Origin of the sequence: Nocardia bovistercoris, assembly GCF_015674855.1 — a bacterium.
Classification (GTDB): domain Bacteria; phylum Actinomycetota; class Actinomycetes; order Mycobacteriales; family Mycobacteriaceae; genus Nocardia; species Nocardia bovistercoris.
The window spans coordinates 107,308-133,677 of record NZ_JADMLG010000011.1; the positions used below are offsets into that span (position 1 = coordinate 107,308).

28 protein-coding genes are annotated in these 26,370 nt (G+C 70.1%); 17 read left to right on the top strand and 11 right to left on the bottom strand.

Features of this window, described 5'->3' with window-relative positions; all coding sequences use genetic code 11:
* The first annotated feature begins 11 nt into the window (after positions 1 to 11).
* A complete protein-coding gene (locus IT779_RS24780) occupies positions 12 to 608 on the top strand; it encodes an NUDIX hydrolase (RefSeq protein WP_196151809.1) in 597 nt (198 codons plus the stop codon).
* An 11-nt stretch (positions 609 to 619) separates the two neighbouring features.
* On the opposite strand, the gene IT779_RS24785 is transcribed toward IT779_RS24780, so the two are convergent.
* Positions 620 to 763 carry a hypothetical protein gene (locus IT779_RS24785; RefSeq protein ID WP_196151810.1) on the bottom strand — a complete coding sequence of 48 codons (144 nt, stop codon included), beginning with the start codon at positions 761 to 763 and terminating at the stop codon, positions 620 to 622.
* A 208-nt stretch (positions 764 to 971) separates the two neighbouring features.
* On the opposite strand from IT779_RS24785, the gene IT779_RS24790 reads away from it, so the two are divergent.
* From IT779_RS24790 to IT779_RS24800, 3 genes are all read left to right on the top strand, one after another.
* On the top strand, positions 972 to 1,208 hold the full coding sequence (locus IT779_RS24790) for a hypothetical protein (RefSeq protein ID WP_196151811.1): 237 nt from the start codon (positions 972 to 974) through the stop codon (positions 1,206 to 1,208).
* Between the two features lie 111 nt (positions 1,209 to 1,319).
* Entirely contained in the window at positions 1,320 to 1,733 is a 414-nt protein-coding gene (locus IT779_RS24795) for a phage holin family protein (RefSeq protein WP_196151812.1), read from the top strand.
* The gene (locus IT779_RS24800; protein ID WP_196151813.1) at positions 1,730 to 2,140 is read left to right on the top strand and encodes a DUF3618 domain-containing protein; all 411 of its coding nucleotides are present in this window, start codon (positions 1,730 to 1,732) and stop codon (positions 2,138 to 2,140) included. Before IT779_RS24795 ends, IT779_RS24800 begins: the two co-directional genes overlap by 4 nt.
* Positions 2,141 to 2,211: 71 nt before the next feature.
* Here IT779_RS24800 and IT779_RS24805 read toward each other — a convergent pair whose 3' ends face one another.
* The 3 genes from IT779_RS24805 to IT779_RS38880 all read right to left on the bottom strand — a co-directional run bounded on the left by IT779_RS24805 (position 2,212) and on the right by IT779_RS38880 (position 6,716).
* Positions 2,212 to 3,108, bottom strand: coding sequence for an SGNH/GDSL hydrolase family protein (locus tag IT779_RS24805; protein ID WP_196151814.1), 897 nt, complete (start codon positions 3,106 to 3,108; stop codon positions 2,212 to 2,214).
* A 460-nt stretch (positions 3,109 to 3,568) separates the two neighbouring features.
* Complete coding sequence (locus IT779_RS24810) at positions 3,569 to 4,708, bottom strand: hypothetical protein (protein WP_196151815.1); 1,140 nt, start codon at positions 4,706 to 4,708, stop codon at positions 3,569 to 3,571.
* Positions 4,709 to 4,739: 31 nt separating this feature from the next.
* Complete coding sequence (locus tag IT779_RS38880) at positions 4,740 to 6,716, bottom strand: metal-dependent hydrolase (RefSeq protein ID WP_332838951.1); 1,977 nt, start codon at positions 6,714 to 6,716, stop codon at positions 4,740 to 4,742.
* 198 nt (positions 6,717 to 6,914) lie between these two features.
* Here IT779_RS38880 and IT779_RS24825 point away from each other — a divergent pair, with 198 nt between their 5' ends.
* The 4 genes from IT779_RS24825 to IT779_RS24840 all read left to right on the top strand — a co-directional run bounded on the left by IT779_RS24825 (position 6,915) and on the right by IT779_RS24840 (position 11,589).
* Entirely contained in the window at positions 6,915 to 7,547 is a 633-nt protein-coding gene (locus tag IT779_RS24825) for a TetR/AcrR family transcriptional regulator (RefSeq protein WP_196151816.1), read from the top strand.
* 84 nt (positions 7,548 to 7,631) lie between these two features.
* Positions 7,632 to 9,089, top strand: coding sequence for an MFS transporter (locus IT779_RS24830; RefSeq protein WP_196151817.1), 1,458 nt, complete (start codon positions 7,632 to 7,634; stop codon positions 9,087 to 9,089).
* Positions 9,090 to 9,094: 5 nt separating this feature from the next.
* Positions 9,095 to 9,673 carry a TetR/AcrR family transcriptional regulator gene (locus IT779_RS24835; RefSeq protein WP_196151818.1) on the top strand — a complete coding sequence of 193 codons (579 nt, stop codon included), beginning with the start codon at positions 9,095 to 9,097 and terminating at the stop codon, positions 9,671 to 9,673.
* A 53-nt stretch (positions 9,674 to 9,726) separates the two neighbouring features.
* Positions 9,727 to 11,589: a Na+/H+ antiporter gene (locus tag IT779_RS24840; protein ID WP_196151819.1), complete on the top strand. Its 1,863-nt coding sequence runs from the start codon at positions 9,727 to 9,729 to the stop codon at positions 11,587 to 11,589.
* Positions 11,590 to 11,592: 3 nt separating this feature from the next.
* Here the strand turns inward: IT779_RS24840 and IT779_RS24845 are convergent, their stop codons facing one another.
* Positions 11,593 to 12,141, bottom strand: coding sequence for a TetR/AcrR family transcriptional regulator (locus IT779_RS24845; protein WP_196151820.1), 549 nt, complete (start codon positions 12,139 to 12,141; stop codon positions 11,593 to 11,595).
* Between the two features lie 321 nt (positions 12,142 to 12,462).
* On the opposite strand from IT779_RS24845, the gene ligD reads away from it, so the two are divergent.
* From ligD to IT779_RS24870, 5 genes are all read left to right on the top strand, one after another.
* The gene (gene ligD / locus IT779_RS24850; RefSeq protein WP_332838952.1) at positions 12,463 to 13,419 is read left to right on the top strand and encodes a non-homologous end-joining DNA ligase; all 957 of its coding nucleotides are present in this window, start codon (positions 12,463 to 12,465) and stop codon (positions 13,417 to 13,419) included.
* Between the two features lie 25 nt (positions 13,420 to 13,444).
* Complete coding sequence (locus IT779_RS39115; RefSeq protein WP_196151821.1) at positions 13,445 to 13,696, top strand: GNAT family N-acetyltransferase; 252 nt, start codon at positions 13,445 to 13,447, stop codon at positions 13,694 to 13,696.
* 74 nt (positions 13,697 to 13,770) lie between these two features.
* The gene (locus tag IT779_RS24860) at positions 13,771 to 14,589 is read left to right on the top strand and encodes an SDR family oxidoreductase (protein WP_332838953.1); all 819 of its coding nucleotides are present in this window, start codon (positions 13,771 to 13,773) and stop codon (positions 14,587 to 14,589) included.
* A 25-nt stretch (positions 14,590 to 14,614) separates the two neighbouring features.
* Entirely contained in the window at positions 14,615 to 15,283 is a 669-nt protein-coding gene (locus IT779_RS24865) for a histidine phosphatase family protein (RefSeq protein WP_196151823.1), read from the top strand.
* Positions 15,284 to 15,493: 210 nt separating this feature from the next.
* Positions 15,494 to 16,387: an NYN domain-containing protein gene (locus IT779_RS24870; RefSeq protein WP_196151824.1), complete on the top strand. Its 894-nt coding sequence runs from the start codon at positions 15,494 to 15,496 to the stop codon at positions 16,385 to 16,387.
* 133 nt (positions 16,388 to 16,520) lie between these two features.
* Here the strand turns inward: IT779_RS24870 and mshC are convergent, their stop codons facing one another.
* The 5 genes from mshC to IT779_RS24895 all read right to left on the bottom strand — a co-directional run bounded on the left by mshC (position 16,521) and on the right by IT779_RS24895 (position 21,305).
* Entirely contained in the window at positions 16,521 to 17,759 is a 1,239-nt protein-coding gene (gene mshC / locus IT779_RS24875; RefSeq protein WP_196151825.1) for a cysteine--1-D-myo-inosityl 2-amino-2-deoxy-alpha-D-glucopyranoside ligase, read from the bottom strand.
* A 304-nt stretch (positions 17,760 to 18,063) separates the two neighbouring features.
* Entirely contained in the window at positions 18,064 to 18,897 is an 834-nt protein-coding gene (locus tag IT779_RS24880; RefSeq protein WP_196151826.1) for an SCO1664 family protein, read from the bottom strand.
* A gap of 4 nt (positions 18,898 to 18,901) precedes the next feature.
* Positions 18,902 to 19,486: a DUF3090 domain-containing protein gene (locus tag IT779_RS24885; protein ID WP_196151827.1), complete on the bottom strand. Its 585-nt coding sequence runs from the start codon at positions 19,484 to 19,486 to the stop codon at positions 18,902 to 18,904.
* A gap of 87 nt (positions 19,487 to 19,573) precedes the next feature.
* Positions 19,574 to 20,305: a histidine phosphatase family protein gene (locus IT779_RS24890; protein WP_196151828.1), complete on the bottom strand. Its 732-nt coding sequence runs from the start codon at positions 20,303 to 20,305 to the stop codon at positions 19,574 to 19,576.
* Between the two features lie 52 nt (positions 20,306 to 20,357).
* Positions 20,358 to 21,305, bottom strand: a complete 948-nt coding sequence (locus tag IT779_RS24895; RefSeq protein ID WP_332838954.1) for an undecaprenyl-diphosphate phosphatase — start codon at positions 21,303 to 21,305, stop codon at positions 20,358 to 20,360.
* A gap of 393 nt (positions 21,306 to 21,698) precedes the next feature.
* Here IT779_RS24895 and IT779_RS24900 point away from each other — a divergent pair, with 393 nt between their 5' ends.
* The 4 genes from IT779_RS24900 (at position 21,699) to IT779_RS24915 (ending at position 25,981) form a co-directional block, all read left to right on the top strand.
* Positions 21,699 to 22,667 carry an aldo/keto reductase gene (locus IT779_RS24900; protein WP_196151829.1) on the top strand — a complete coding sequence of 323 codons (969 nt, stop codon included), beginning with the start codon at positions 21,699 to 21,701 and terminating at the stop codon, positions 22,665 to 22,667.
* A gap of 20 nt (positions 22,668 to 22,687) precedes the next feature.
* Complete coding sequence (locus IT779_RS24905) at positions 22,688 to 23,764, top strand: heme/hemin ABC transporter substrate-binding protein (RefSeq protein ID WP_196151830.1); 1,077 nt, start codon at positions 22,688 to 22,690, stop codon at positions 23,762 to 23,764.
* Positions 23,761 to 24,885 carry a FecCD family ABC transporter permease gene (locus tag IT779_RS24910; RefSeq protein WP_196151831.1) on the top strand — a complete coding sequence of 375 codons (1,125 nt, stop codon included), beginning with the start codon at positions 23,761 to 23,763 and terminating at the stop codon, positions 24,883 to 24,885. The genes IT779_RS24905 and IT779_RS24910 overlap by 4 nt, the downstream gene beginning before the upstream one ends.
* Positions 24,886 to 25,117: 232 nt before the next feature.
* Positions 25,118 to 25,981, top strand: a complete 864-nt coding sequence (locus IT779_RS24915) for a heme ABC transporter ATP-binding protein (RefSeq protein ID WP_196151832.1) — start codon at positions 25,118 to 25,120, stop codon at positions 25,979 to 25,981.
* Here the strand turns inward: IT779_RS24915 and IT779_RS24920 are convergent.
* Positions 25,899 to 26,360 carry a YrdB family protein gene (locus IT779_RS24920; RefSeq protein ID WP_196151833.1) on the bottom strand — a complete coding sequence of 154 codons (462 nt, stop codon included), beginning with the start codon at positions 26,358 to 26,360 and terminating at the stop codon, positions 25,899 to 25,901. The genes IT779_RS24915 and IT779_RS24920 overlap by 83 nt on opposite strands.
* Between the last annotated feature and the right edge of the window lie 10 nt (positions 26,361 to 26,370).

Below are 26,370 nucleotides of genomic sequence, written 5' to 3' on the forward strand. Positions count from 1 at the left end.
AATCTGTGCGCATGCGATCCGTCATCCGCGAACTCGTCTCCGACATCGCCCCGGCCGACGACGTCGAACACGCGCACCGCGCCGAGGTGCTCGCCTGGCTGGACGGCACCGACGACATCTTCCGGCGTGTCGAACCCGCCACGCCGCCACGGCATCTGGTCACCTATGTCGCGGTGGTTGATCCGACGCGCGAGGCCGTGTTCCTGGTCGACCACATCAAGGCGGGACGGTGGCTGCCGCCCGGCGGCCATGTCGAACCGGGTGAGCATCCTGCGGTCACCGCCCGCCGGGAAGTCCAGGAGGAACTCGGCGTCGCCGCACCGTTCGACACCGACACGGCTCCGCTGTTCCTCACGCTCACCACCACGGTCAATATCGACAGCGGTCACGAGGATGTCAGCCTCTGGTATGTAGCCACCGCCGCGTCCGGCACCGAATTCGTGCTCGACCCCGCCGAATTCCACGGGGGACGATGGTGGCGGGTCGAGGAGATCACCGTTGCCGATGCACGGCGCTTCGATCCGCATCTGCATCGCTTCCTCGAGAAACTTCGCGGCGCGGACGCGTCCTTTCCGATCGCCACTCCGATTCGCACACACCTCGATTGACCGCGCCCCGATCACGGAGGCTTGTATTTCTCGTCCTTGTTCGCGGGTGGATTGCCGGTGGTCACGTCCAGATTCCGATCAGTGCCCTTGACCTTGCGGTACAGCAATACCGCGCCGACCAGCACGACCAGAGCGACGATCACCAAGAGTTCCATGGGAACGCCCTACCCGCGGAGGGTTCGGCCTAACGGGATCGCACCGGTCGAGGGCGAGTGTCGCTCCGATCGAACCCGAGTCGCGGAAGATCGGATTCGATCCCGAGAGGCCGGGTATGTCGGCGACGACCACGAGCCGGACTCGCGGCACGGACCCATGCGGCTTGCCGCCGGACCGAGCATCGGGTCCCCGAACCGGGGAACGCATATGACGAATGATCGCACCGACCTGGCCGACGATCCAGCACTACGGCGCAGACGGGATCTCGCCGCCCTGCACGCGATGCAGAACACTCGAATCCGGGAACTGTTGGCCGAACTCGTGATCGATCGCGGCGGCGACCGCTCCGCGCGGTACGCCGAACTGCGCCGCTGGTTCGCGGTACGCGAAGCCACCGCGAACGTGCTGTCCGGAGGTTCGCACCGCGCGCCCGCCGCGGCGTAGTCGAGCCGATCCGGAGCCGGTACGTCGAACGTCCGGGCCCACCGCACCGGTCGTCTCGTTCGTTTCACCACTATTGCTACGGGTAGGCCGCGAGCAGGAGGTGAGAGGCTCATGGTGCAGACGCAGAGCAGGACCTATGCCGACGTGCGGTCGGTGTCTGAGCTGGTCGAGGACGCGAGTAGCCAGATCACGCGTCTCGTTCGGGATGAGATGCGGCTGGCTCGGCTGGAGGTTCAGGACAAGGCGGGTGGGATGGCGCGTGGCGTCGGACTCGCCGGGGCGGGCGCGCTGCCGGCGTTCTGCGGCGGGATCGCGCTGACCGGCGCCGCCGTCTTCGCGCTGGCACTGGTGCTGCCCGACTGGGCGTCGGCGGCGATCGTCGGGGCCGCGCTGCTCGCGGTCGGCGGGACCGTCGCCTACTTCGGTAAGTCGACGGTGTCGAAGGCGGCGCCGCCGGTGCCGACGGAGGCGGTCGAAGGGGTGCGCGCGGATGTGGACGCGGTGCGGAACGGGAGTCGACGATGACCGAGAACCGACCCGAAATCCCGGACACCCCCGAGGATTTCCCGCGCACGGCGGACGAGATCCGCGCCGACCGTGATCTGACCCGCGCGGAACTCGGGCAGACCGTGTCCGAACTCGCGGACAAGGTCGACATCCCGGCGCGGGCCGAGGCGAAACTGCACGAGACCGCCGAGGCGACCAGGCAGCGCACCGCGGCGGCGAGCCACCAGGTCGCGGTGACCGCGCAGCGCGCCAAGGCGCAGGTGGACAGGTTCGCGAACCAAGCGCCCTCGCTCGGCGAACCGGTCCGCGACGCGGGCAAGCAGGTCGCCGATTCCGTACGCAGGCACCGTGTACCGGTTGCCGTGGTGGCCGCGGGGTCGGCCGCCGTCGTCACCTGGTTCGTACTACGACGGAGGCGGTCGTGACCACGCTGTAGAGGCCGGCCGGCTCGAGACCGTCGTTCCGCTGTGACGGTTCGGCTGTCGCGGTGAGCGGTTCAGCGGAGGGCGTCGACCACCAGTGCGGCGATGGCGGCGCTGCCGACCGGCGTCGGGTGGCGCACCGGGGTGCTGCCGGTCGAGACATTGCCTTCGAACCACCGGTTCTCCGCGGGCGCGCATGCCTCGTGTCCGGCGGCCGCCGCGCGCACGTCCACGAAGCGTGCGTCGTGGGCGATGGCGCTGCCGCGCAGCACGCGGTCGATTCCGGCGAAGACCTCGGCGACCCACGCGGCGTCGGCCGCGCTGAAGGTGGCCGTCGGTCCGCAGCCCGCGGGGCCGTAGATGCCGCCGTGACCGACCACAACGACGGTGGCGTGCGGCGCTTTCGCGACCACCGCGTCCAGGTCGGACTCGATCAGCTCGGCGAGTTCGGCCAGCCGGTGCTCGACGCGCTCGCGAGCGGCGCGATCGAACCGGCAGCCCGCGTCGATGCCGTCGATCGGCGGGAAGCACGCCGACACCAGCTCCCACCAGCGCAGGTCGTTGCCGCCGATGCTGACCGTCACCAGTGTGGTCGACGGTTTCAGTGCGGCGACCTGTGGCGACATCCGGTACCGGACGCCGTCGGCGCTCGTCGTCTGCTGCGCGGCGGTCAGCAGGTTCGCCGAGGTCGCGCCCGAACAGGTGACGTCGACGAAGGAATTCGGGTGGATCGCGGCGGCGACCCGCACGGGATAGCCGGTCGCGCTGCGGCCGCAACCGTCGGCTCCGGCGCCGACGACCCGGTCGGGAGCCGCCGATCTGGAATCGCCGAGCGCGACGTATTCGACGACGGCGCTTTCCCGGCTCTCCCCGACGGCGCCGCCGGTCGGCGGGCAACTGCTCACGGCGAACGCCGACGCGAGCACGATCAGGCCGAGTCCGGGGAGGAGTCGCTTGTCGCGTGCGGTCATCGGACCGAGAGGTCGCGAGCGGATCCGGATCGCTCGGTGCGCGACTGCGCGCGGTCGTGCTGGTGGTTCATCGCGGAAACAGGTCTCCATGAAGCTCGGACGCCCGTGTTCGCGCGTGCTGCGGATAGTTGACCATGGCGGTCGGGGTGGCGGCGAGCAGTGGGGTCAGCCTGATCCGAACCCCGCGCGCCACCGACAAACCGTGCCGGACCGGGGTGAACCGGTGACGGCCGATGCGCGACCACCGCGACAACGCGGTGAGAATTCGGCCGTCACGTGCAGACCGCCACTGTCCGGCGCCTGTTCCCGAACCCAGCGGGCATGTGCTTGCACGATCCGGTCTCACGCGGTGTCGCGCACCACTGACGACGCGCCGATCCTGAACCGAGGACGCCGGTCGGAAACCGGCGGCCCGGGTCGTCCTCGCGGCAGGTGGTGTCGTGGCGCTGTGCCGTCGAACTCAGCTCGCGGGTGACATCGCCCGAGGCTCTTCGCTGGGTTGCCGGACACCGCTTCCGCCCGCCCATGTCGCCGCCGCCGCGACGACGAAGCACAGGATGGTGAAGGCGATGTTGCCCGTCGGGGTGTTGTCGGAGGTGATCCCGCCCTCGGCGTCGAACAAGTCCGGCAGGGCGGTGGCCCAAAGGATGGCGAACGTCGCGAGGTAGATCCAGCCGAAGTTCCTCACGGCCGGACTCGGTTCGAGATCGCCCGCCGCGCGGCCCGCGAGCCATGCGCGCACCAGAAAGTAGCCGCCGGCCAGCCAGATGCCCGCGAGTTCGATGGTCAGCAGGACGGCGGTGCCGGTGTCGCCGCCGCCGATCGCCTGCTGGATGCTGATCAGGGCTCCGACGACCACGATCAGGATCGGTACCGCGACCCCGATGCCGATGGTGCGCAGGGTCAGCGACCATCCTCTCGGCGCCTGCCCCGCCCACGTGGGCCGCCCGACGTAGCGGGCGACGAGGTAGGCGAGGATCGCGGGTCCGATGGCGGAGAACAATGTCACGCTGCCCAACGGCACCGAGTCGAAGAACACCGAGTTGGATGGCGCGTCGGCGTTCCATGCCCACCAGCGCAGTTGCGGGCCGATGTGGTCGAAGATCTCGTAGAACGCGCTGTGCGTCATGCCTACGCTCAGCGCGCCTGCCAGGAGTCCGAAGCGCCGGAAGACGCCGAGCGCGCGGGTCGTCTCGTAGGCCAGCATCGGCACGGCGCCGTAGAGCGCCACGATGTAGAGCGGCATCCGGTCGTAGAAGATGTCGACGGTGAACACGTTGTGGACGAAGTTCAGGCCCGTCCTGTCCATCATCCCGAACTTGTTGGGCAGGTAGAGCGGCGGCTCCATGACCAGCAGGTACACCATCGCCCCGAACCACAATGCGAGGTTCGTCGGGTCGCCGTCGCGGCGCAGCCTGCGCACGGCCCACCACAGCGCGTAGACCGAGCCCGCGATCATCAGCGCCTCGACGACAGGGAGCGTCCAGTTGGACAGGTCGGCGGGGTTGCGGAACTCGACGAAAGGCGAACCGCCGCAGTCGAATCCGCCGAGTTCGCGGGTCATCACGTCGGCGATGTCAGGACACGGGCCGGTACTCATGAGCATTTCCTCGGTTGGGACATCGTGCGGCTCAGACGTCGTAGTCGATCGACACGCGGTCGCTGGTCGGGCGGGACTGGCAGGTCAGCACGTAGCCGTCGGCGAGTTCCCGCTCGGAGAGCACGTCGTTGAAGGCGATCTCGACCGTGCCGTCGCACAGTTTGGCCCGGCAGGTTCCGCAGATACCGGACCGGCACGACCACGGCACGTCGGTGCCGGTGGACAGGGCGGCGTCGAGCAGTGTGCGCCCGGCGACCGGGACGGTCCGCTCGCTGCCGCCGAGGGTGAACGTCAGGTCGGCGTCGGCGAAACGGGCGGCGGCCTCCGAGGTCGGCAGGCTGCGGGACTCCCCGGCGGTGTAGGACTCCGAGCGGATCAGCGCGGGATCGACGCCATTGGAGGTGAGGGCGGCGTGCACGGCGTCGGCCATCGCGTTGGGACCGCAGAGGAACCACAGACCGGCTTCGGCCAGGGTGCCGTCGGCCAGCCACGCGGCGAGTTTGTCGGCGTCGATGAAACCGTCGGTGTCCTCGAAGACGTGGACCACGCGCAGACGGTCGCCGACGGCGGCGCCGAGGGCCGCCAGGTCGTCGCGGAACATCACCGCGTCGGCGGTGCGGTTGGCGTACAGGAGGGTGAACGTGCTGCGCGGCTCGACCTCGAGGGTGGTGGCGAGCACCGACAGGATCGGGCCGATGCCGCTGCCGCCCGCGATGCCCACGTGGTGGCGCTCCAGCGCCGGGTCGAGCGGGGCGTGGAAGAGCCCGGTGGGCTGGGCGACCTCGAGCATGCCGCCGACCTGAAGGTGCTGCACCGCCCAACCGGAGAAGAGTCCGCCGGGCGTGCGTTTGATGCCGACCCGCAGCGTGTCCGAGGACGGCGGGGTGCAGATCGAATAGGAGCGGCGGACGTCCTGTCCGTCGATCAGCGCGCGCACCGACACGTGCTGGCCCTGGGTGAAGGCGAAGGTGTCGCGCAGGGCGGCGGGAACGTCGAAGGTCACCGCGATGCTGTCGGCCGTCATCCGGTCCACGGCGCTGATCCGCAGTTCGTGGAAACCGTGCGCGCCCCGCGCGGCGCTCTTCGAACCGTCGCCGGAAGTGGAGGTGTACCAGTGCGTGACGTCGCCGCCCGCTTCGTAGTGCGCGAACCAGCGGTCGGCGAACTCGGGCAGCGGCTGGTGCACCGGGTCGTGGTTCGGCGTCTGCGACAGCAGGATTCGAGTGAAGGAGATGATCTGGTCGCCCTTGGGCAGGGTACTCAGCGCGCCGCCCGGCAGCCTGACCTTGCGCGGGTAGCGGGAGGCCAGGCGCTGCCACCACAGCAGCGGGCGATCGGCGGCGTCGCGCAGCACGCGCGCGTCGATGCCGCGCTCGGACGCCGGGACGTGCCGGTTGAACCCGTCCGCGATGACGTCGGTCACCTTCATGACGTGGCGCACGACCTTGGGCAGGACCTTGGTGCGGTAGTTCTTGTTCGGCACCATCGCGTTGTAGACGATCAGGCCCGATGAACGGTGCTCGACTTCCTCGACGAAATGCCACAGCAGCAGCGAGGCGACGCGCTCGTCACCGGGGCGGAAGAGCTTCTCGTCGTGGTCGAGCAGCAGTTTGAAGTACGGGGTGAAGGTGGCCTCGAGGTCGGCCACGTAGGCGAGCCGGTATTCCAGCGACTCCGTCTCGGTGAGCTCGTCGTAGAGGGCGATGACGCCGTCGAGGGTCTCCTCGAGACCGGGATGGCTGCGGATCAGCGCCGCGAGGTGGCGGCGGTGCGCCCGCGAGTGCTGCGCCTCCTGCTCGAGGAATGCCCGCGCCTCCTCCTTGGCCTCGGGGTCGGTGATGAGCGGGATCGCCTCACGGACCGCCGCGACGATGAATTTCTCGAAGGCGATCGCGATGATGGACACCGCGTTCATCTGGATGCCGAATGCCGAATTCGTGGGATGCCAGCGGAACGGGATCGCTCCGTCGAGGTCGAAGTCGAGGGTACGGATCTTGAGGTCGGTCACAGCTCTCCCGCGGTTGCCCATGTCACAAGTAGAAGCAAAGTATGACACGAATCCCCCGCCTTACTGAAGAACTTTCCAGCCCGATCCCCCCGCCCAGGTACGGTAGTGGCACATTGTTCAATCATTTGTGTCGCTGATTGATATGACACACTGTCCGCACGAGTGTGTCGCCGAAGCGGCGCGGAGGAGGGCGGGCAATTGTCACGACGCGGCTGGGCCGGCGTGCCGCCGGAGAGTCAGGACGAGGGCGGTCGACGCATCCTCGAGGCGACGGCCCGCTGCGTCAAGCGGCTGGGCGCCGAGCAGACCACCCTGGCCGCGGTCGCCGAGGAGTCCGGCATCAGCCGACGCACCATATACCGCTACTTCGACGGCATCGAAGATCTCTTCGCCGCCGTCGGCCGCGGCGCGATGGACGACTTCCAGACCCGGCTGGACGAGGCCACCGCGGGGCTGACCGACGTGGTCACCCTGGTCGTGGAGTCGCTGGCGTTCGCGATCGAGGAGGTGCCGCGCGACCCGCTGCTGCATCTACTCGTCGCCACCGGTCACATGAAGACCTTCGGCCAGATCGTCATGAGTCCGCTGATGGTCGACTACTGCCGCCGCGTCGTGGTGGAGAGCAAGGCCGACTGGGCCGCACTCGGCTACGACGAGGCGGCGCTCAACGACCTGATCGTGTTCATGCAGCGCATCCTCCAGTCGTTCCTGGTCGCGCCGGAACCCGCGCTCGAACCGCCGGAGCTGCGGGCGTTCCTGCGGCGCTGGCTCGGGCCCGCCGTACTCGTGCGCGGTCAGTGGCGCCCGACTCCCGGGGACACAGCCCGCTAAGTGGACTAGAGGTCCATTAACCCCTACAGTGTGACAAGTGGACCTTGTGGTCCACTTATTGACGCGCGAGGTGAGCGGGGAGCGATGAACCAGACCACACAGCCGCCGGTCAGCGGCGCGGGCAGCCTGCCGGTACTGACGCTGGCGGCGGCCGCGTTCTCGATCGCGCAGACGGCGGTCGTGCCCGGCATGGGAATGTTGTCGCACGCGCTGAACGCCTCGACGACCGACGTGTCCTGGGTGATGAGCGGCTACCTGCTCGCCGCGGCGGTGCTCACCCCGGTACTGGGCCGACTCGGCGACATGTACGGCAAGCGCCGCATGCTGATCGTCGTCCTCGCCGTCTTCGCGGTGGGCAGCGTCGTGGCCGCGCTCGCGCCCAACGTCTGGGTACTGGTCGCGGCGCGGGTGCTGCAAGGCGCGGGCGGCGGCATCATCCCGCTGTGCCTCGGACTCGTCGGCGACTGGTTCGAACCGCAGCGGCGACCCGTCGCGCTCGGCGTCATCTCGGCCATCGCGGGCATCGGCGCGGGCGTCGGGCTGCTCATGGGCGGGCTGCTGCTCGACCACGCCTCCTGGCACTGGATCTTCTGGAGCGGCGCCGCCATGGCCGCCGCCGCGGCGCTCGGCGCCCTGCGACTGCCCGCCGACGAAGGCGGCGCGCGCGCCCGGCTCGACTACCTCGGCGTGGTCCTGCTCGCCGTCGGACTCGTCGCACCGCTGTTCGCGCTGACCCGCACCTCCACCTGGGGCTGGGGCGACGAACGCACCCTCGGACTCATCCTGTTCGGCCTGCTCGTGCTCACCGTGTTCGTCTTCGTCGAGCGGCGCACCACCGACCCGCTCGTCGACATGCGCGTACTCGGTCGCCCCGCCGTACTCGGCACCAACATCACCACGCTGCTGTTCGGTTTCGGCATGTTCGGCGCGTTCATGCTCATCCCGCAGCTCGCGCAGACCCCGACCAGCGTCGGATACGGCTTCGGCATGAACGCCACCGGCGCCGGACTGCTCCTGCTGCCCGCCTGCTTCATGATGCTCGTCGCGGGCGGCGCCTCCGGGCGGCTCAGCGCTCGATTCGGGCCGAAGATCCCGCTCACCGGCGGTGCGGTCGTCGCCGCGTTCGGCCTGGTGGCGCTGGCCATGGAACACGGCACCCGACTCGGGGTCATCGCCTGGTCCATGGTGATCTTCGGCGGCATCGGACTCGGCATGGCCGCGGTGCCCAACCTCGTCATGGAATCCGTGCCGCGCGAGATGATCGGGCAGGGCAACGGCGTCAACAACCTCATCCGCTCGGTCGGGTCGTCCCTCGGATCGCAGATCGTGGCCACCCTGCTCGCGGGCAGCGTGAGCGCGTCGCTGCGGGTGCCCAGCGACCACGCCTACAGCCAGGCGTTCTGGATCGGCGCCGCGGGCGTGTCCGTCGCGGCGGTCGCGGCGGCCCTCATTCCCCGCCGCCGCGGTCCCGTCGAACCCGTCGACGTCGCGCCCGCGTCCGCGCCCCGTGCGGTCGCCGTGTCGCCCGGCGCGCCACACTGAGTCGTATGCACTCACAGCCCCCGAACGTCCGCGAAGCCAGGGACTGGTCCGAACGCCGATCCGATGCGCGCCGCAACCACGAACAGGTCACCGCGGCGGCGCTGGCGGTCTTCGCGGAACGGGGGCTAGAGGCCACCGTGCCCGACGTCGCCGCCCGCGCGGGCGTCGGCAAGGCCACCGTCTACCGCAGCTACCCCACCAAATCCGACCTCGTCGACGCCGTCGCCCGGCACCACCGCACCTGGCTCACCGAACGCATGGAAGCGGCCGCCGAGGACGCGGACGCGCTCACCGCGCTGCACGCCCTGCTCACCGACCTGTCCGCGAAACTCGCGGGCGACCGTTCCTTCGCCGAAATCCTGCCACGCACACTGCAACCCAGCGACCGCGACCGCGCCTCCGCGCTGCTGACCCGGATCATCACCACCGCCAAGGCGGGCGGCCACCTGCGCCCCGACGTCACCGCCCTCGACATCCACGTCCTCGTCGGCGGCTACGCCCGCGTCCTGCTCGACCTCGACATCCGCGACCCCGCCCAGTGGCGCCGCTACGCCGACCTCGCCCTCGCCGCCCTGCGCGCGTGACGCATGTCGCCGAGGGGTCGCCGAGCCGGTAGCGGACCGGCAGGTCTGGAAGAATGCTGCCGGTGCATCTCGCGATCGAGCTGGTGGTCCTGGTCGCGTCGGCGACCGCGTTGGCGGCGGCGGCGCGGCGGTTCGGGGTGTCCGAGCCGCTGGTTCTGACCCTGGCGGGTTTCGCCGCGTCGTATCTGCCTCATGTCCCGGAAATCCACCTGGATCCCGAGGTGGTGCTGCTCGGCCTGCTGCCGCCGCTGCTCTACACGGCGGCGATCCGGACCTCGCTGGTGGATTTCCGGGCCAACGCGCGCACGATCGCGCTGCTCTCGGTGGGCTTGGTGCTGTTCAGCACGTTCGCCGTGGCCGCCGTGGTGTGGTTGCTGCTCCCGGTGCCGTTCGCGGTGGCGGTGGCGCTCGGCGCCGTGGTCGCGCCGCCGGACGCGGTGGCGGCCACGGCGGTGGCGCGGCGGGTCGGGATGCCGCGACGGATCGTCACCATCCTGGAGTGCGAATCGCTGTGCAACGACGCGACCGCGCTGGTGACCTTGCGCACCGCCATCGCGGCCATGGCCGGAACCTACGAATTGTGGCGGGCCGGACTGGATTTCGCGATCGCGGCCGGTGGCGGCGCGCTGGTCGGAATCCTGGTGGCGTACGCGCTGGCGATGCTGCGGCGGCGCATCACCGATCCCGTCCTGGACACGACGTTGTCGTTCCTCGCGCCGTTCCTGGCCTACCTGCCCGCCGAGGAGATCGAGGCATCCGGCGTGATCGCGGTCGTGACCTGCGGCATCATCCTCGGACACGGCGCACCGGTGTGGCAGAGCGCGGCCTCGCGCATCGCCGAACGCACCAATTGGCGCACCATCCAGTTCATTCTGGAATCCTCGGTGTTCCTCATCATCGGCTTGCAGGTGCGCGCGATCCTGGAAGGGGCGTGGAGCAGCGGACTCGGCCACGACACGCTGCTCATCACCGCGGTCGCCGTGCTGGTGACGACGATATTGGTGCGGCCGCTCTGGATTTTCCCGTTGCTGCTGCTCATGCGCGCGCTCGGGCGTGAGCGAGCCCCGCTCACCGAGCCCGCGGTGGTCTCCTGGGCCGGCATGCGCGGTGTGGTCACCTTGGCGGCGGTGCTGTTGCTCCCCGAGGACACCCCGCAGCTCGCGGTGTTGAAAATGCTGGCACTCGTGGTCGTCGCGGGCACGCTGCTGCTGCAGGGCACCTCGCTGCCGTGGCTGGTGCGGTTGCTGAAACTGCGCGGGCCGAGTCGCGCCGAGGACGCGCTGCGCAAGGCGAGCCTGTTGCAGCAGGCGGTGTCGGCCGGTCTCGCCGAACTCGACGCGAAACTCACCCCCGAGACACCCGAGGCCGTCGTGCGGTCACTGCGCGATCGGGTGACCTGGCAGACCAACGCGGCATGGGAGCGGTTGGGGCGACCCGAATCCGAACTGGCGACCCCCACCGCGGAATACCGGCGGCTGCGCCTGGCCATGTTGCGCGCCGAACGCGAAACCGTGCTGCGAGTACGGGATTCGGGGACGCTGGACTACGAGATCCTGCAGAGCGTACTGGCGCGGCTGGATCTCGAGGAGTCCATGATCGACCGGTTCGACGAGGCCGAGGACGACTCCGACGAGACATTGGACGGACCCGGCGCGGCCGACACCTGCGAGCATCTGCGCGATGCGCCGCTGCTGCGCGCGCAGGTGGAGCCGGATCGGTGCGAGGAGTGCGTCGCCGAGGGGCTGACCTGGGTGCATCTGCGCATGTGCCTGGAATGCGGGCACGTGGCCTGCTGCGATTCCTCACCCGGCAATCACGCGACGGCACATCATCGCGCCACCGAACATCCGGTCATCCGTAGTGTCGAACCGGGTGAGGCGTGGCGGTGGTGCTACGTCGACGAGTTGCTCGGCTGAGGGTCAGCGGCGCGCGTAGGAGTAGATGAGCCGAGCGTATTGGGCGATGAGCCGGTCCAGCGACAGTTCGGCTCCGCCGCCCGCGATCTGCTGGTAGCCGATGAGCATCGCCATGCCGAGCGCGGTCACCTCCGCGGCCGTGTCGTCGTCGCCGACCACGCCCTTGATCGCCTTGTGCACGGTGCGACGGCGGGACTCGTCGACCCGTTTGAGCGCGAGGTTCACCGATTCGTCGTTGGCGGCCCACGCGCGGATCGCGGCCTCGGCCGAATGGTGCAGTCCCGTCGCGAGATCCGACATCGCGCGGATGTCGTCGTCGGGGTTGCCCTGGTTGAAGTTGAGGGTGCGCAGGATGCGGACCTGGCGGTTCTCCCAGTGGTCGAGCAGCGCGTCCACGAAACCCTGCCAGCTGCCGAAGTGGTGGTAGAACGACCCGCTGGTGACACCGAGGCGGCGGCAGAGCACGCCGATATTGAGGCCCTTGAAGCCGAGTTCGGCCAGCACCGCGAGCGCGGTGTCGAAGTACTGCTCCTTGGTGACCACTCGTGACATACGGGCGCCGTTCTGTTCGTTTGCGGACGGAGTTCTCGGGGCGGGCGGAGTTCGAGCCCAGAACAGTACCGCATCGGCGTGGGGCGGCCGGTGCGCGACGAAATCCGCGCGGTCGGTTCGGCGAGTTCGGCGGGGGCTCGAAATGCTCGACGCGCGTGCGCATACCGCGCGGAGTCGATCCGCGCCGACGGCGACGGCGTTGCCCGGACACACTCACGGCATCGACCGTGACCGGTGGACCACCGCAGGCCACGCTGTATGCTGAAAGTTTGCCAGCTCGGATCATCTCCAGAAGGGATCGGCGATGGCGGCGAAGCGCGGGTGAACCGTCTGCCGCGGTACGCGGCGATGCTGGCGGCGCGGGGGCCGCTGCCCAGCGACGATGACCGCTGGGCCTACGAGATGAAATTCGACGGCATCCGCGCGATCTGCTACGTCGAAGAATCCCTGCGGTTGCTGTCGCGCAACGGCAACGACATCACGGTCGCCTGGCCGGAACTCGCCCAACTGGCCCCCGCCGAACCGCACCATGTCCTCGACGGCGAGATCGTCGTCTTCGACCACCGCGGCCGCCCCTCCTTCGAATCGCTGCAACCACGCATGCACCAGCGCCACCCCGGCGAGATCAACGCCATGGCCGCCGCCGCACCCGCCACCTACGTGGTGTTCGACCTGCTGCACATCGGCGCACGCCCACTGGTCGACCTGCCCTACGAACAGCGGCGCGCCCTACTCGAACGCATCGACCCGCGCGGCCCGCACCTGCGCCTGTCCCCCCGCCTGCACGGCCACGGCGCCGACCTGCTCGCCGAATCCGCGCGCCTGGGACTCGAGGGGCTGATCGGCAAGCGACTCGACGGACCGTACCTGCCCGGACGGCGCAGCCCACTGTGGACCAAGATCAAGAACGTCGACCACCAGGAAGGCGTGATCGTCGGCTGGAAACCCGGCGCGGGCAACCGCATCGGCCGCATCGGCTCACTGGTGCTCGCGGTCACCGACGCCGCGGGCGACCTGGTCTACATCGGCAACGTCGGCACCGGCTTCAGCCGCGCGACACTGGCCGACCTCCAAGCCAGACTCGCCCCGCTGCACCGCGAATCAGCACCGCTCGGCAAGCCGCCACACATCCCCGGCGTGATCTGGGTCGAGCCGCGCCTCGTCGGCGAGGTGGCGTTCAGCGAATGGACCCGCGACGGCATCCTGCGCCACCCGACATGGCGCGGCCTTCGCCCCGACAAGACACCCGCCCAGGTCGTGCGGGAACGACTCGATTAGCCACACCCGCTTCCGGGTCGGAGAAATGCGGTGGCCCGAAAAGAATGCCGCCGGATACCGCGGCCTGCCGAGGCGAACCGCTCATCTGTGCGTGTCGACAGCCCCCGGTCGACGCGGACAGGGCCTGGCTCGGACAACGGGATCCGCAGCGGTGGCACATGCTCTGGCGGCAGGCCTGCGACCCCAATGGCGAGCGCGTGCGACGCGGTCGAGACAGGTAGCCCTCGCGCTGGGATTCCGAGAATTCGGCACCCGGCTCAGCATCGGTCCGGGCTGAGAACTCCGCGGGATCGGCGAGCAACGCGCGAATTGCATTGCGTTCGCGAGCTCGGCGGTATCGAATGGACAGTCGTGTCACAATCGCGCGCACTGGCCGGTCGGGTCGCGGTGGTCACCGGTGTGAGCAGGCGGCGGGGCATCGGGTTCGCGGTCGCACGGCGGCTGGCGGCGATGGGAGCCGAGCTCTACCTCACGCACTGGGCGCCGCACGACGCACAACAGCCGTGGGGCGCCGACGATCTCGCGCTCGTCCGCCGTGAACTGGACGCCACGCGGATGGTCGACCGTTCCGTCGACTTCGCCGATCCCGAGGCGCCCGCGCGAGTGATCGCCGACGCCGTCGCCGAATTCGGGCATATCGACATTCTGGTCGCCAATCACGCGCGCAGCGGCGGCGACGGGTCGCTGTGGGAGATCGACGCCGAGAAACTGGACGGGCACTGGGCGGTGGACGCACGGTCGGTGCTGCTGCTGACGCAGGCATTCGCGCGGCAGTACCGGGCCGAGCGCGACGAGATCGCCGACCGGGGCCGCGTGGTCTGGATGACCTCTGGACAGCAGCTCGGACCGATGCGCGGCGAAGTGGCCTACGCCAGTGCCAAATCGGTGCTCGCGGGCATGACGGCGACCGTCGCGGCCGAGCTGATCGACCGTGGCATCGTGCTGAACACCGTCAATCCCGGCCCTGTCGACACCGGATTCCTCACCTCCGACACCGCCGACCGGGACCCGGCCGTCGTCGAGGAGATCCACGCGGCCTTCCCGCGCGGACGAGTCGGGCAGCCCGACGATCCCGCTCGCCTGATCTCCTGGCTCGTCTGCGACGACGGCCGCTGGGTGGTCGGACAGGTCATCGACTCCGAAGGTGGATTCCGGCGGAGCCGATGGTGAACACACCCGACGAACGAGGAGAACGATGCGCACCGTCTATGTCGTGACGCACCCGGAAGCGACCCACCATGTCGACGGCGTCGTCGGCGGCTGGTACGACTCCGAACTGACGCCGTACGGCCTGCGTGCCGCCGATGCCATCGCGCACGCGGTGCACGCGCTGATCCCCACGAACGCACCGGTCGAACTGTTCACCTCCGACCTGCGCCGCACCGTGCAGACCGCCGAACCCCTCGCCGCCCGACTCGGCCTCACACCGATCCTCGACCCCCGACTACGGGAGCGCTCCTACGGCGAAGCGGGCGGACGACCACGCGACTGGCTCGACCGCCGACAGGTCCCGCCACCTCCGGTCGGCAACCGCCTGTGGCACGACGAGGGAATCCCCGGCGCGGAAACCCGCGGCGCCCACGCCGAACGCGTCTACCGCGCGCTCGAGGTGATCACCGACCGCGAACGCGAACACACCGTGATCGTCACCCACGGCGGTTCCCTGACGTTCGTGATCGCCGCCTGGATCCGAATGCCCCTGGAATCGGCGGGCCACGTCGGATTCCATTCGACCTCCGGCGGCATCACCGTCCTGCAGGAGGACGACCGGAACCGAGACCGCCGCGTCCTCACCCTCGCCGATAGCAGACACCTGCCCGAAGCGGATCGGAATGCCGAGGTGAGCCGCTCCGGTCGCAGGTGATCCTCCCGGCCGTCGGGTCGGCGTGGCTCTCGACCGCTTGTCGGCGACGCGTCATCGGCCGGGCACGGATACGAGCCCGACCTCGACGCTCCGGCCCGATTCGCCGCTATGAGCAGCCCCTTGACGGTGACCAGCCGGTGCAGAGAACCGCCGGTGGCGAAGCACGAGCGTAAGGAATGATGACGATATGACCGAGACCTCATCTGCCCTGTGAACGGACCTCAGCGATGGCATGCCCCCGCCCGGCGACTGTGGGGCTGCCTCGGGCGTTTGCTGATCTTCGCGGGTGAGCGGCTCGCGGCCCGTGGCGCGCGCGTCGGTCCCGGCGCCGCGGCGAAGGGAGAGTTGGCGGTGTTGATCGATTCCGACAACACACCGCCTCGCAGAATCGGTGCTGTCCTGGCCGAGATCGAGCGGCGTTACGGCCGCGCCGGGATCGTGCGCGCGTACGGCGACTGGAGTCGGCCGCACCTGGGCGGGTGGAGACATCCGGTGATCGTGTATTCCATTCGACCGATCCATCATTTCGCCTCGGCGTCGGGCAAGAACTCCACCGATATCGCCTTGGCCATCGATGCGCTCGACCTGCTCCACACCACCGACCTGCGCGCGGTCGTATTGGTCAGCAGCGACTCCGACTTCACCACCCTGGCGCGACGGATCCACGAATTCGGGTGCCGCGTCTACGGGGTCGGAAACGCGCAGACCTCGCAGATGCTGGTCACCGCGTGCGATGAGTTCCTGTATCTCGAAAACCTCACCGCCGCACCTCGATCCCCACAGCCAGGACCGGCGGCCGTCCCGGAATCGGCGCCCGGAGGGCCGAGAACCGCGATCGACGTATCGCCGGAGGTCGCGGCGCGACTTCGGGAGGTCGTGGCGAAGTCGGCTGCCGACGAGGACGGCTGGGCGCATCTGAGCATGGTCGCGAACATGCTGATCAAGCATTTCCCCGAGTTCTCTCCGAGATCCTACGGGCACGCCAGATTCGGAAAGTTCGTCGCGGCGAGCGCGTTGTTCGACGTGCGCGAGGTCAGTCCCGGCAAGGGGAAATCGAAGGTGACCTATGTGCGCTGGGTGGAACAGGCGCACTCGACCGGATAGGCGCGGTGTGACGAGCCCGGTCGACGCGCCCGCCTCCAACGTTTCCGCGCGGGCAGCTTCGAATCCGGCCGATGCCGTCGCGGCGTGGACGGGAGCGCGGCGGACCGCGCTCCCTGCCTGACAGCGGTTCGGTTCAGAGTCGCACGCCGAGTAGGGCGTCGACGGCGGCGGCCAGAGTGCCGGGCGCGGAGACGTCCTCGCCGCCGTAGTTCAGCGCCTGGGACGCCCAGCTGTCGACGGCGGCGATGGCCTTGGGGGTGTCGAGGTCGTCGGACAGGTGTTGACGGAGGCGGGCGACGGTGTCTTCGGCCGCCGGGGCCGAGGGGAGGGCGGCGGCGCGGCGCCACAGGTCGAGGCGGCGTTCGGCGGCGGTCAGGACCTCGGCGGTCCACATGCGGTCGGCGCGGTAGTGGCCGCTGAACAGGCCGAGGCGGATGGCGGCGGGGTCGGTGCCGCCGCGGCGCAGGGTCGAGACCAGGACCAGGTTGCCTCGGGACTTCGACATCTTCTCGCCGTCGAGTCCGATGAGGCCCGCGTGCACGAAGTGGCGGGCGAAGCGGCGGCCGGTCTCGAGTGCCTCGCCGTGGGCGGCCGAGTACTCGTGGTGCGGGTAGATCAGGTCGCTGCCGCCGCCTTGGACGTCGAAACCGAATCCGATGCGGTTGAGCGCGATGGCGGCGCATTCGATGTGCCAGCCGGGCCTGCCCTCGCCGAACGGCGCGGGCCAGGACGGCTCGCCCGGGCGGGCGGCGCGCCACAGCAGGGCGTCGATGATGTCGCGTTTGCCCGGGCGGTCCGGATCGCCGCCGCGTTCGGCGAACAGCCGTTCCATGGTGGCGCGGTCGTAGCCGGACTCGTAGCCGAACTGTTCGGTGGCGTCGGCGCGGAAGTAGACGTCGGGGTATTCGTCGTCCTCGACGACGTAGGCGGCGCCCGCGGCGAGCAGCTTCTCGACCAGCTCCACGACCTCGTCGACCGATTCGACGGCGCCGATGTACTCGCGCGGCGGCAGCACCCGCAGCGCGCTCATGTCGGCCCGGAACAGCTCGACCTCGCGGCTGCCGAGTTCACGCCAGTCGATCCCGTCGCGGTCAGCGCGTTCGAACAGCGGGTCGTCGACGTCGGTGACGTTCTGCACGTAGTGCACCTCGTGACCGGCGTCGCGCCACAGCCGGTTGACCAGATCGAAGGTCAGGTAGGTGGCGGCGTGCCCGAGGTGGGTGGCGTCGTAGGGAGTGATGCCGCAGACGTACATGGTGGCCGTTGCCCCCGGGGTCACCGGGCGGATCCGGCGGTCTGCGGTGTCGTACAAACGCAACGGAGGCCCTGCTCCGGGGATGGTCGGTACGGCGGTGTCGGACCAGGACTGCATGGTTCGAGAGTAGAGGTGTGGCCGGGATCTCCGGCTGCCGGCCCGCGTCCCGGCCCCTACCCCCTCCCCCGATCACCCGGTGCGACCTGCGACGTTGCCGTCCGTGGGGAATGTCAATCGTTACGGTCCGGAAGAATCGAAGATGCCGAGGGCGGCGCGGGGTGGTATCCGGGATTCGACAAACCTGCCGCAGCGCGTCGCGCGCCGCAACCCCCTCCGGACGTGAGCCCGGACACGATCGAGACCGATCGGTATCACGCGCGGTGCGTGCCGGCATTCGCCGCATGGTTGCGCGGCGCGCCGTTCAGAAGGCGGGCCACGGTATCGGGCGCGAACCGCGCGGCAGCGGCATCACCCTGTGGTCGAGCAGATCCTTGGTCCTGGCGACCAGCGCGTCGATCTCGGCGTCGGTGATATGCGGCGACAGCGCGTCGGCCACCGCACCCGGCAACGACTCGGCGAAGGTCTCGACATCGGCGATCAGCTCGTCGCCGACGGCCTGACCCGCCCATCCCCACAGCACCGTGCGCAACTTGTCCTCGCGGTGCAGGCAGATGCCGTGATCGACCCCGTACACCCGGCCGTCGACGCCCTCCAGCGCGTGACCGCCCTTGCGATCGGCATTGTTGATCAGCACGTCGAGCACCGCGACCCGCTGTAGTCGCGGATCGTCGGCATGCACGAGCGACACCTCGTCGCCCGCGCCGTCGAGCGCCCGCAACACCTCGGCGAACCCGTCGGGAACCGCGCCGGGCGGGCAGAGGTCGACCAGGTCGAGCCTGCCCGCGGGCGCGGTGTGATGGTCGACCGACTCGACCCAGCGCTGCACCATGCCTGGCCCGTACGGCCCGTCGCGCAGGATCGTCTCCGGTATCACGTCCCAGCCGATCGCCTCGGAGATCAGATAGGAGGCGACTTCGCGGCCCGCCAGGGTGCCGTCGGGGAAGTCCCAGAGCGGACGCTCGCCGCGCACCGGCTTGTAGACCACGCGCAGCGGATCGTCATCGGGACCGATATCGCAGACCAGGGTGACATTGCTGGCCACGTTCACCCGGCCGATCACCGCCAACTCACCGGTGCGGAACCGGTCACCGTCACGGCGTAAGCCGTCTCCCTCATCACCGTGCCCGACGGTCACCCGTCTACTCCTCCAACTCGGCCGTACCGAAGATCTCACCGCGCTTGTACCCGTTCGTGCGCACACACATGTGCCCGCGCGCGGACAGTGGCTCACCACACAGCGGACACGGCGGGCGGCCTGCCGCGATCACCCTGGTCGACCGCAACGCGAATTCGCGCGCCTGCACGGGGGTGAGGAACACCCGGACCGCGTCGGGCCCTTCCTCGGTATCGTCGAGCACCACCGACTCGTCGACCTCGGTCTCGGTGATGGCGAGCAATTCGACCACCACCGCGCCCGCGTCGGCGTCCCAGCCCAGACCCATGGTGCCGACCCGGAATTCGGCGTCGATCGGCGTCACCAGCGGCGCGGTGTCGGCGACGTCCTCGGCCTGCGGCGGCACCGTGGCGCCGAAGCGGCGCGCGACCTCGTCGAGCAGTAGGCCCATGCGATCGGCGAGCACCTTCACCTGCTGCTTCTCCAGCAGCACGCTGACCACCCGAGGTTCCTGCACGGCTTGGAGATAGAACGCGCGATCGCCCGGCTCACCGACGGTCCCGGCGACGAAACGATCGGGGGTGCGAAATACATGGATTTCTCGTGCCATCTGCACCTCCTGATACGTGACCCTGATCGACTACCCGCAGCGCGCGGAGATTCCTCGCACCCGCACCACATCCGTGCACGAGGAATCTCACCGCTCCGCATTCCCATTATCCGCGCTACCGGTCCCCGTCACCTCGCCACCTGGCACGGAACCTTCGACCGCCGCGCCCGCGCCGACCGCCGCCGGATCCGGCGGTATCAGCGCGCTCAGATCGGTTCCGGTGTCGTTGAGACGCCACACGAAGGGCGCGGTGGGGGTGTAGCGGACGACGCTGAGCGAGGCCGGTTCCACCACGATGCGCTGGAAGCCGTCGAGGTGGATCCCGAAGGCGTCGGCGAGTACGGATTTGATCACGTCGCCGTGCGTGCAGGCGACCCACAGCACGTCACGGCCGTGTTTCTCGGCGAAGGCGCGTTCGTGTTCGCGGATCGCGGCCACCGCGCGCGCTTGCACCTGCGCGAGTCCTTCGCCGCCGGGGAAGGTGGCGCCCGAGGCGTGGCGCTGCACCACTTTCCACAGCGGTTCGGTGAGCAGTTCCGCGATCGGGCGCCCGGTCCACTCGCCGTAGTCGACCTCGATCAGGCGGTCGTCGTAGATCGGTTCGACGCCGAGCGCGTCGGCCAGCGGCGCGATCGTTCGCTGACAGCGCAACAGCGGGGAGTGCACGACGTACTCGATGGGCAGTGCGGCGAGCCGATCCGCGACGGCGCGAGCCTGTTCGGCCCCCCGTTCGGTGAGATCGACGCCGACGCTTCGGCCCGCGAGAGTTCGGGCGGTGTTCGAGGTCGACACCCCGTGCCGCAACAGGATCACCGTCATCGGCTCAGCCTAGTCGGCGCCGTCGGGCGGGGTGCGCGTGCCGTGGCGGCGGTCACGTCGCGCTCACCGTGCCCGTCGCGAGCAGCGCCATGACCACGAGGCCGAGCACGATGCGGTAGCCGACGAACCAGTTCAGCGAATGCCGCGCCACGAATTTCAGCAACCACGCCACCGAGGCGTAGCCGACGACGAAGGCGAGCACTGTCGCGACCAGCAGTTGCGCGCCGCTCGCGTTGAGTCCCTCGCCCGCGGGCTCGAAGGCGTCGGGCAGGCTGAACAGGCCGGACGCGGTGACCGCGGGGATCGCGAGCAGGAACGAGAATCGCACGGCGGCTTCGCGTTCGAGTCCGAGGAACAGGCCCGCCGAGGACGTCGCGCCCGAACGCGAGACGCCGGGAACCAGGGCGAGGCACTGGGCGAAGCCCATGACCAAGCCGTCGCGCGTGGTGAGCTGCTCGATCGGGCGGTTCTTGCGGCCGTAGTATTCGGCGGCGGCGATGACGAGCGCGAACGCGATGAGCATGAAGGACACCAGCCACAGATTGCGCGCGCCGGTGCGGATCTGGTCCTTCAGCACGAAGCCGATGACGCCGATCGGGATGGTGGCGATGATCACGTACCAGCCGATCCGATAATCCAATTCGCGCTGGGAGTCCTCGTCGCCGCGCAGGTCGGCGGCGTAATCACCGGTGATCACGGGCAGTTTCCGCGTCGGTTGCTCGGCCAGCGGCACGGTGGCGCCCGAGCGCTCGCGGTACCGGATCAGCAAGGTGGTGAACCAGGCCCGCACGATGCGCGCGATGTCCTTGGCGAAGTACACCAGCACCGCGGCCTCGGTGCCGAGCTGGGTGACCGCCGTGAAGGACGCGCCCGCGTCGTCGCCGAAGAAGATCGAGGACACGATGCGCAGATGCGCCGAGGAGGAAACCGGGAGAAACTCGGTGAGTCCCTGCACCAGACCTAGAACCAGCGCCTGTATCCAGGTCATCGACTCGCCCACGAACTCTCCTCCGTTTCGCGCGGTGCGCCCGCCGTGTGCCGCGCACCCGCCATTGTTGCCTTCGACTTCGCGGCGATGCCCGAAATATCCGTTCCGAGTAGCCAATTGGCCACCGTCGAAACATTCGGAAACGTGGGCGCCACCGCAATCCCGCAGCGACAGTACAGGCTCACGCGCCGTGCCGGAGGCCGGGCCGCGAAGCGGGCGGGTGAGACGCGCCACCCGCACCCGCGGCGCGCCGGGGAAAGGGGACGCGGATCCGGCGATCGCGCAGTTCACCTCGCACGCGATGCACCCGCGCGCGCCCGAGGGCCGCGGCACCGGCCGGGGAGACGGACTCCGGCGGTGCCGGCGCACTACTCTTGGCGCCGTGACGAATGCGCGGACGCGGTGATGGAACAGCGGACGGTCGGCCGCAGCGGCCTACGGGTATCCCGAATCGGACTGGCGACCCACACCTGGGGTTCGCAGACCGACCCCGACGACGCCGCAGGGCAGTTGGTCGCCTTCGCGGAAGCGGGCGGCACCCTGGTCGAGACCTCCCCCGCCTACGCGGGCGGCGCCGCCCAGCGCATCCTCGCCGACCTGCTCGGCGACATCGTCGCGCGCGACGAGTTCGTCCTTTCCGTCGCCGCCGGGATCGCGGTGCGCGAGCCCACCGAGGATTCGGGCGTGCCGACCCCCGAACCCGTGCGCCCGACCGTCGACGCCTCGCGCCGCGCCCTGCTCGGCCAACTCGACCGGACCCTGCTGGAACTGGGCACCGACCACATCGACCTCTGGACCGTCGCGGCCTGGGACCCGTACACCCCGCTCGACGAGATCGCCGCCACCCTCGACTACGCGGTACGTTCCGGGCGGGTCCGCTACACCGGCGTGCGCGGCTTCGAGGCGTGGCAACTGGCCAGCATCGCCGCCATCGCGCCGGTGGTCGCGGCGCAGACCCCGTACTCGCTGCTGGCACGCGCCGCCGAGGAGGATGTCGTGCCTGCCGCCCGACACCACGGCATCGGCCTCGTCGCCACCGCGCCCCTCGCGGGCGGCATCCTCACCGGCAAATACCGCGACGGCGTGCCCGCCGACTCGCGCGGCGCCGACGAGGCCACCGCCGACGAGATCAGCCACCGACTCGACGACCGCGCGACCCGCGTGGTCGACGCCCTCGTCACCGCCGCCGACGGACTCGGCACCTCGCCGCTCGCGGTGGCGCTGGCCTGGATCCGGGACCGGCCGGGCATCGCGAGCATGGTGGTCGGAGCACGCGACATCGGGCAGCTCACCGGCATCATCGCCGCCGAGACCCTGGAACTGCCGCGCGCCATCGCCGCCGCCCTCGACGACGTCAGCGTACGCGTGGAATGACGCCGATTAGGCTGGCCGCCATGAGGAGTGCGAGGCCCGGCGTTTCATCGGTTTCCGCGCGGTGGGGTCACCGCGCCCGCTCGAGGGGCGCGCGCGGGCTGATCGCGGTGCTCGCGCTCACGCTGCTGGCGGGCGCCACGGCCTGCGGAACCGACACCGGCGCCACCGCGACCCAGCAGTCCGGCCCCGCCACCGCCGTGCTCGCGAACCTCGATCCCGTCCCGATCGGGCCCGAACCGACACCGTCGCTACCTACGACGGTGCGCTCCTTCGACGGCACGGACGTCACCGTGAGCTCGGCCGACCGCATCATCGCCGTCGACCGCTCCGGAAGCCTCGCCCAAGTGGTGTGGGCGCTCGGACTCGGCCCGAAACTCGTCGGCCGCAGCAACTCCGCCTCCTTCCCCTCGGTGCTGCAGGTGCCCAATGTCGCGGGCGGCAACGGCTCGCTCAATGTGGAATCGGTGCTGGCGCTGCGCCCGACGGTCTTCCTCACCGACACCACCACCGCGACGCCCGCGATCCGCGAACAACTGCGCGCGGCGGGCGTCACCGTCGTCTACTTCGACCCGAAGCGCACCATGGACGGTGTCGTGCCGCAGATCGAGGCGGTGGCCGCCGCACTCGGCGTGCCCGCCGCCGGGCAGGCGCTGGCCGATCGCACTCGCGACGAGGTCAGCGCGGCCTCGGCCGCCGTGCCCGCACAGGACCCGCCGCTCACCATGGCCATGCTGTATCTGCGCAGCACCGCGATCACCATGATGGCCGGTCCCGGTTCGGGCGGCGACGCGCTCATCGCCGCACTGCACGGACGCGACGCGAGCGCGGTCGCCGGGCTCACCGAGCCGTTCACCGCGATCACCTCCGAGGCCATGATCGGCGCGGCGCCCGATGTGCTGATCGTCATGACCGACGGACTGAAATCCGTGGGCGGCGTCGACGGACTCGAGAAGGTGCCCGGCATCGCGCAGACCCCGGCCGGACGCAACAAACGGGTCATCGACATGTCCGACGCGGTGCTGCTCAGTTTCGGACCCAATACCGGCCGTGTCATCCAGGCGCTGAACGAGGCCGTGTACGGGACGAAACCCGCATGATCGAATCCGCCGCGGCCGATCCGGCTTCCGCGTCGCGGACCGACGAGCCGCACGGCGACTCGGGGCCGAGCACGCCCAAGTCGCGAAGCCGGTCGCGGACGACTTCGGTGTTCGCGGTCGCGGTGGCGACGCTGGTGCTGCTGGCGCTGGCCTCGGCGGCCATCGGGCAGGTCCCGACGACACCGGTCGAGGTGGCGGGCAGCATCGCGCATCGCATCGGGCTCGACTGGGGGCCGATGCCCGCGCATCCCGCCGGTGAGGTGACGCTGTGGGAGGTGCGTTTCCCCCGCGTGTTGCTGGCCGTGCTGGTCGGCGCGGCGCTCGCGACCGCGGGCGCGCTGTTGCAGGGCGTGTTCGCCAACCCGCTCGCCGAACCCGGCGTGATCGGGGTGTCGGCGGGCGCGGCGGTCGGGGCAGGCGCCGTCATCGTGATCGGCGGCGCCTTCGTGGCGGCGTGGTCGGTGGCCGCGGCCGCGTTCGTCGCGGGATTGTTCACCACCGCGCTGGTCTATCTGCTCGCGCGCGCCGACGGGCGAACCGAAGTGGTGACGCTGGTGCTCACCGGCGTCGCGATCAACGCCTTCGCGGGCGGTCTCATCGCGTTCCTGCTCTTCGTGGCCTCCCCCGCGGCCCGCGATCAGATCGTGTTCTGGCAGTTGGGCAGCCTCAACGGCGCGACCTGGCAGTCGGTCGGGGTGGTCGCGCCGCTGACGGCGCTCGGGGTGGCCGCCGCTGTCGTTGTCGCCCCGCGCCTCGACCTGCTCGCGCTCGGCGAATCCGCCGCCCGCCACCTCGGGGTCGACGTGGAACGCCTACGCCGCACGGTGATCATCATCGTCGCGGTGCTCACCACAGCCGGAGTCGCGTTCACCGGAATCATCCTGTTCGTCGGCCTGATCGTGCCGCACGTGGTGCGCATGCTGGTCGGGCCCGCGCATCGGGTGCTGATTCCACTCAGCGCGATCCTCGGCGCGGTCGTGTTGCTCGCCGCCGACGTGGCCGCGCGGTCCCTGGTCGACAACGCCGACCTGCCGCTCGGCATGCTGACCTCCCTGATCGGCGGACCGTTCTTCTTCTGGCTCCTGCGCCGCACACGTTCCCGCGCGGGCGGCTGGGCATGATCGACACGGCGATACCCGACGGCCTGACGAGGCGAAGGCGACACCCTCCTGTGCCTGCGCGGCGGCAAGTCCGTGACGCGACCGCACCGGACAAACCCGCGACGCGGACGCAGTACTCCCACCGGCTACGGCGGCGGCTCGGCTGTGGCGCGGTGGTACCCCGCGAACGAGCGCCTTGGCGGCCACACCCTGATCCGCTGCCGCAGCGGCGCGCGGCGACGCGGAGGCGGGCGTGACGAGATTGCCGCGCGGACTCGACGCCGCGCTCGGCCGCGTCCACGAACTGCCGACGGCCCCGCAACCCGGCGCGGTGACCTTGTGTTCGCGCGGACTCGGCCTCGAGCGGCACGGCCCGTCGAAGACGCGCGGACGGCGGGTGCTCGACGCCGTGGATTTCGAGGTGGTCGCGGGACAGGTGGTGGCGCTGGTCGGGCCCAATGGCGCGGGCAAGTCGACACTGCTGGCGGCGCTGGCGGGCGAACTCACCCCGTCCGAGGGGTCGATCGAACTCGACGGCGCACCGCTCACACACTGGACACCGCTGGATATGGCGCGCCGCCGTGCGGTGCTGCCGCAGAGTCACACCGTCGGATTCCCGTTCACCGCGCGCGAGGTGGTCGCGATGGGCCGGGCGCCGTGGGCACGAACCACACGCGCCGACCGCGATGAAGAGGCTGTCGACGCGGCGCTCACGGCGGCGGATGTGCGCCACCTCGCGGCCCGCCCCTTCCCCACGCTGTCCGGCGGCGAACGCGCGCGGGTGGCGCTGGCCAGGGTGCTCGCCCAGGACACCACCACGCTGCTGCTCGACGAACCGACGGCGGCACTGGACCTGGGCCATCAGGAATCGGTCCTCACCTTGGCGACCGCACGGGCCGCCGCGGGCGCCGCCGTCGTCGTCGTACTGCACGACCTCGGCATCGCCGCCGCCTATGCCGACCGCGTGGCGGTACTGGACGAGGGCCGGATCGCCGCCGACGGACCGCCGCGCGAAGTCCTCACCACCGACCTTCTCACCCGCGTCTACCGCCACCCGGTCGAGGTGCTCGACCACCCGGTGACCGGCGCGCAGTTGGTCCTCCCGGTCCGCCGCTGACCACATTTCCACCGGGCCCACCCACCACCTCCGACACCTCACCGCCCACAAGCCAACGCACAAGCGCGTCCACCACCCACAGCACGAAGAACACCACCCCCGACACCGTCGACACCGCGACCGCCCACGCGAGCGCGCCACCCCCGAACCAGATCACCTCCAACAGAACTCGCCACACCCCACGCACCGGAAACCGCGCATCACGTGCCGCCCCGAACAGCGCCCACATCATGATGAACACCGCGGGCGCGACGACCCCGGCGACCACACGCACCGCGACAGCGGCGGGCAGGGTGAACCCCCAGACGGCAGCGCCGACGATCACCCCCAGTTCGAGGACGAACATCAGCACCAGGGCAGCACCCCGCACGACTGTCACAGTGTTTCCC

Bases quoted from the DNA above. Each gene is read 5' to 3' on its own strand.
- IT779_RS39115 (WP_196151821.1), top strand. From the start codon at position 13,445: ATGCGGTGGCCCGAAAAGAATGCCGCCGGATACCGCGGCCTGCCGAGG.
- IT779_RS24780 (WP_196151809.1), top strand. From the start codon at position 12: ATGCGATCCGTCATCCGCGAACTCGTCTCCGACATCGCCCCGGCCGAC.
- IT779_RS24805 (WP_196151814.1), bottom strand. From the start codon at position 3,108: ATGACCGCACGCGACAAGCGACTCCTCCCCGGACTCGGCCTGATCGTG.
- IT779_RS24905 (WP_196151830.1), top strand. From the start codon at position 22,688: ATGAGGAGTGCGAGGCCCGGCGTTTCATCGGTTTCCGCGCGGTGGGGT.
- IT779_RS24840 (WP_196151819.1), top strand. From the start codon at position 9,727: ATGCTGCCGGTGCATCTCGCGATCGAGCTGGTGGTCCTGGTCGCGTCG.
- IT779_RS24900 (WP_196151829.1), top strand. From the start codon at position 21,699: ATGGAACAGCGGACGGTCGGCCGCAGCGGCCTACGGGTATCCCGAATC.
- IT779_RS24810 (WP_196151815.1), bottom strand. From the start codon at position 4,708: ATGAGTACCGGCCCGTGTCCTGACATCGCCGACGTGATGACCCGCGAA.
- IT779_RS24885 (WP_196151827.1), bottom strand. From the start codon at position 19,486: ATGGCACGAGAAATCCATGTATTTCGCACCCCCGATCGTTTCGTCGCC.
- IT779_RS24835 (WP_196151818.1), top strand. From the start codon at position 9,095: ATGCACTCACAGCCCCCGAACGTCCGCGAAGCCAGGGACTGGTCCGAA.
- IT779_RS24795 (WP_196151812.1), top strand. From the start codon at position 1,320: ATGGTGCAGACGCAGAGCAGGACCTATGCCGACGTGCGGTCGGTGTCT.
- IT779_RS24830 (WP_196151817.1), top strand. From the start codon at position 7,632: ATGAACCAGACCACACAGCCGCCGGTCAGCGGCGCGGGCAGCCTGCCG.
- IT779_RS24910 (WP_196151831.1), top strand. From the start codon at position 23,761: ATGATCGAATCCGCCGCGGCCGATCCGGCTTCCGCGTCGCGGACCGAC.
- IT779_RS24845 (WP_196151820.1), bottom strand. From the start codon at position 12,141: ATGTCACGAGTGGTCACCAAGGAGCAGTACTTCGACACCGCGCTCGCG.
- IT779_RS24790 (WP_196151811.1), top strand. From the start codon at position 972: ATGACGAATGATCGCACCGACCTGGCCGACGATCCAGCACTACGGCGC.
- mshC (WP_196151825.1), bottom strand. From the start codon at position 17,759: ATGCAGTCCTGGTCCGACACCGCCGTACCGACCATCCCCGGAGCAGGG.
- IT779_RS24785 (WP_196151810.1), bottom strand. From the start codon at position 763: ATGGAACTCTTGGTGATCGTCGCTCTGGTCGTGCTGGTCGGCGCGGTA.
- IT779_RS24865 (WP_196151823.1), top strand. From the start codon at position 14,615: ATGCGCACCGTCTATGTCGTGACGCACCCGGAAGCGACCCACCATGTC.
- IT779_RS24800 (WP_196151813.1), top strand. From the start codon at position 1,730: ATGACCGAGAACCGACCCGAAATCCCGGACACCCCCGAGGATTTCCCG.
- IT779_RS24890 (WP_196151828.1), bottom strand. From the start codon at position 20,305: ATGACGGTGATCCTGTTGCGGCACGGGGTGTCGACCTCGAACACCGCC.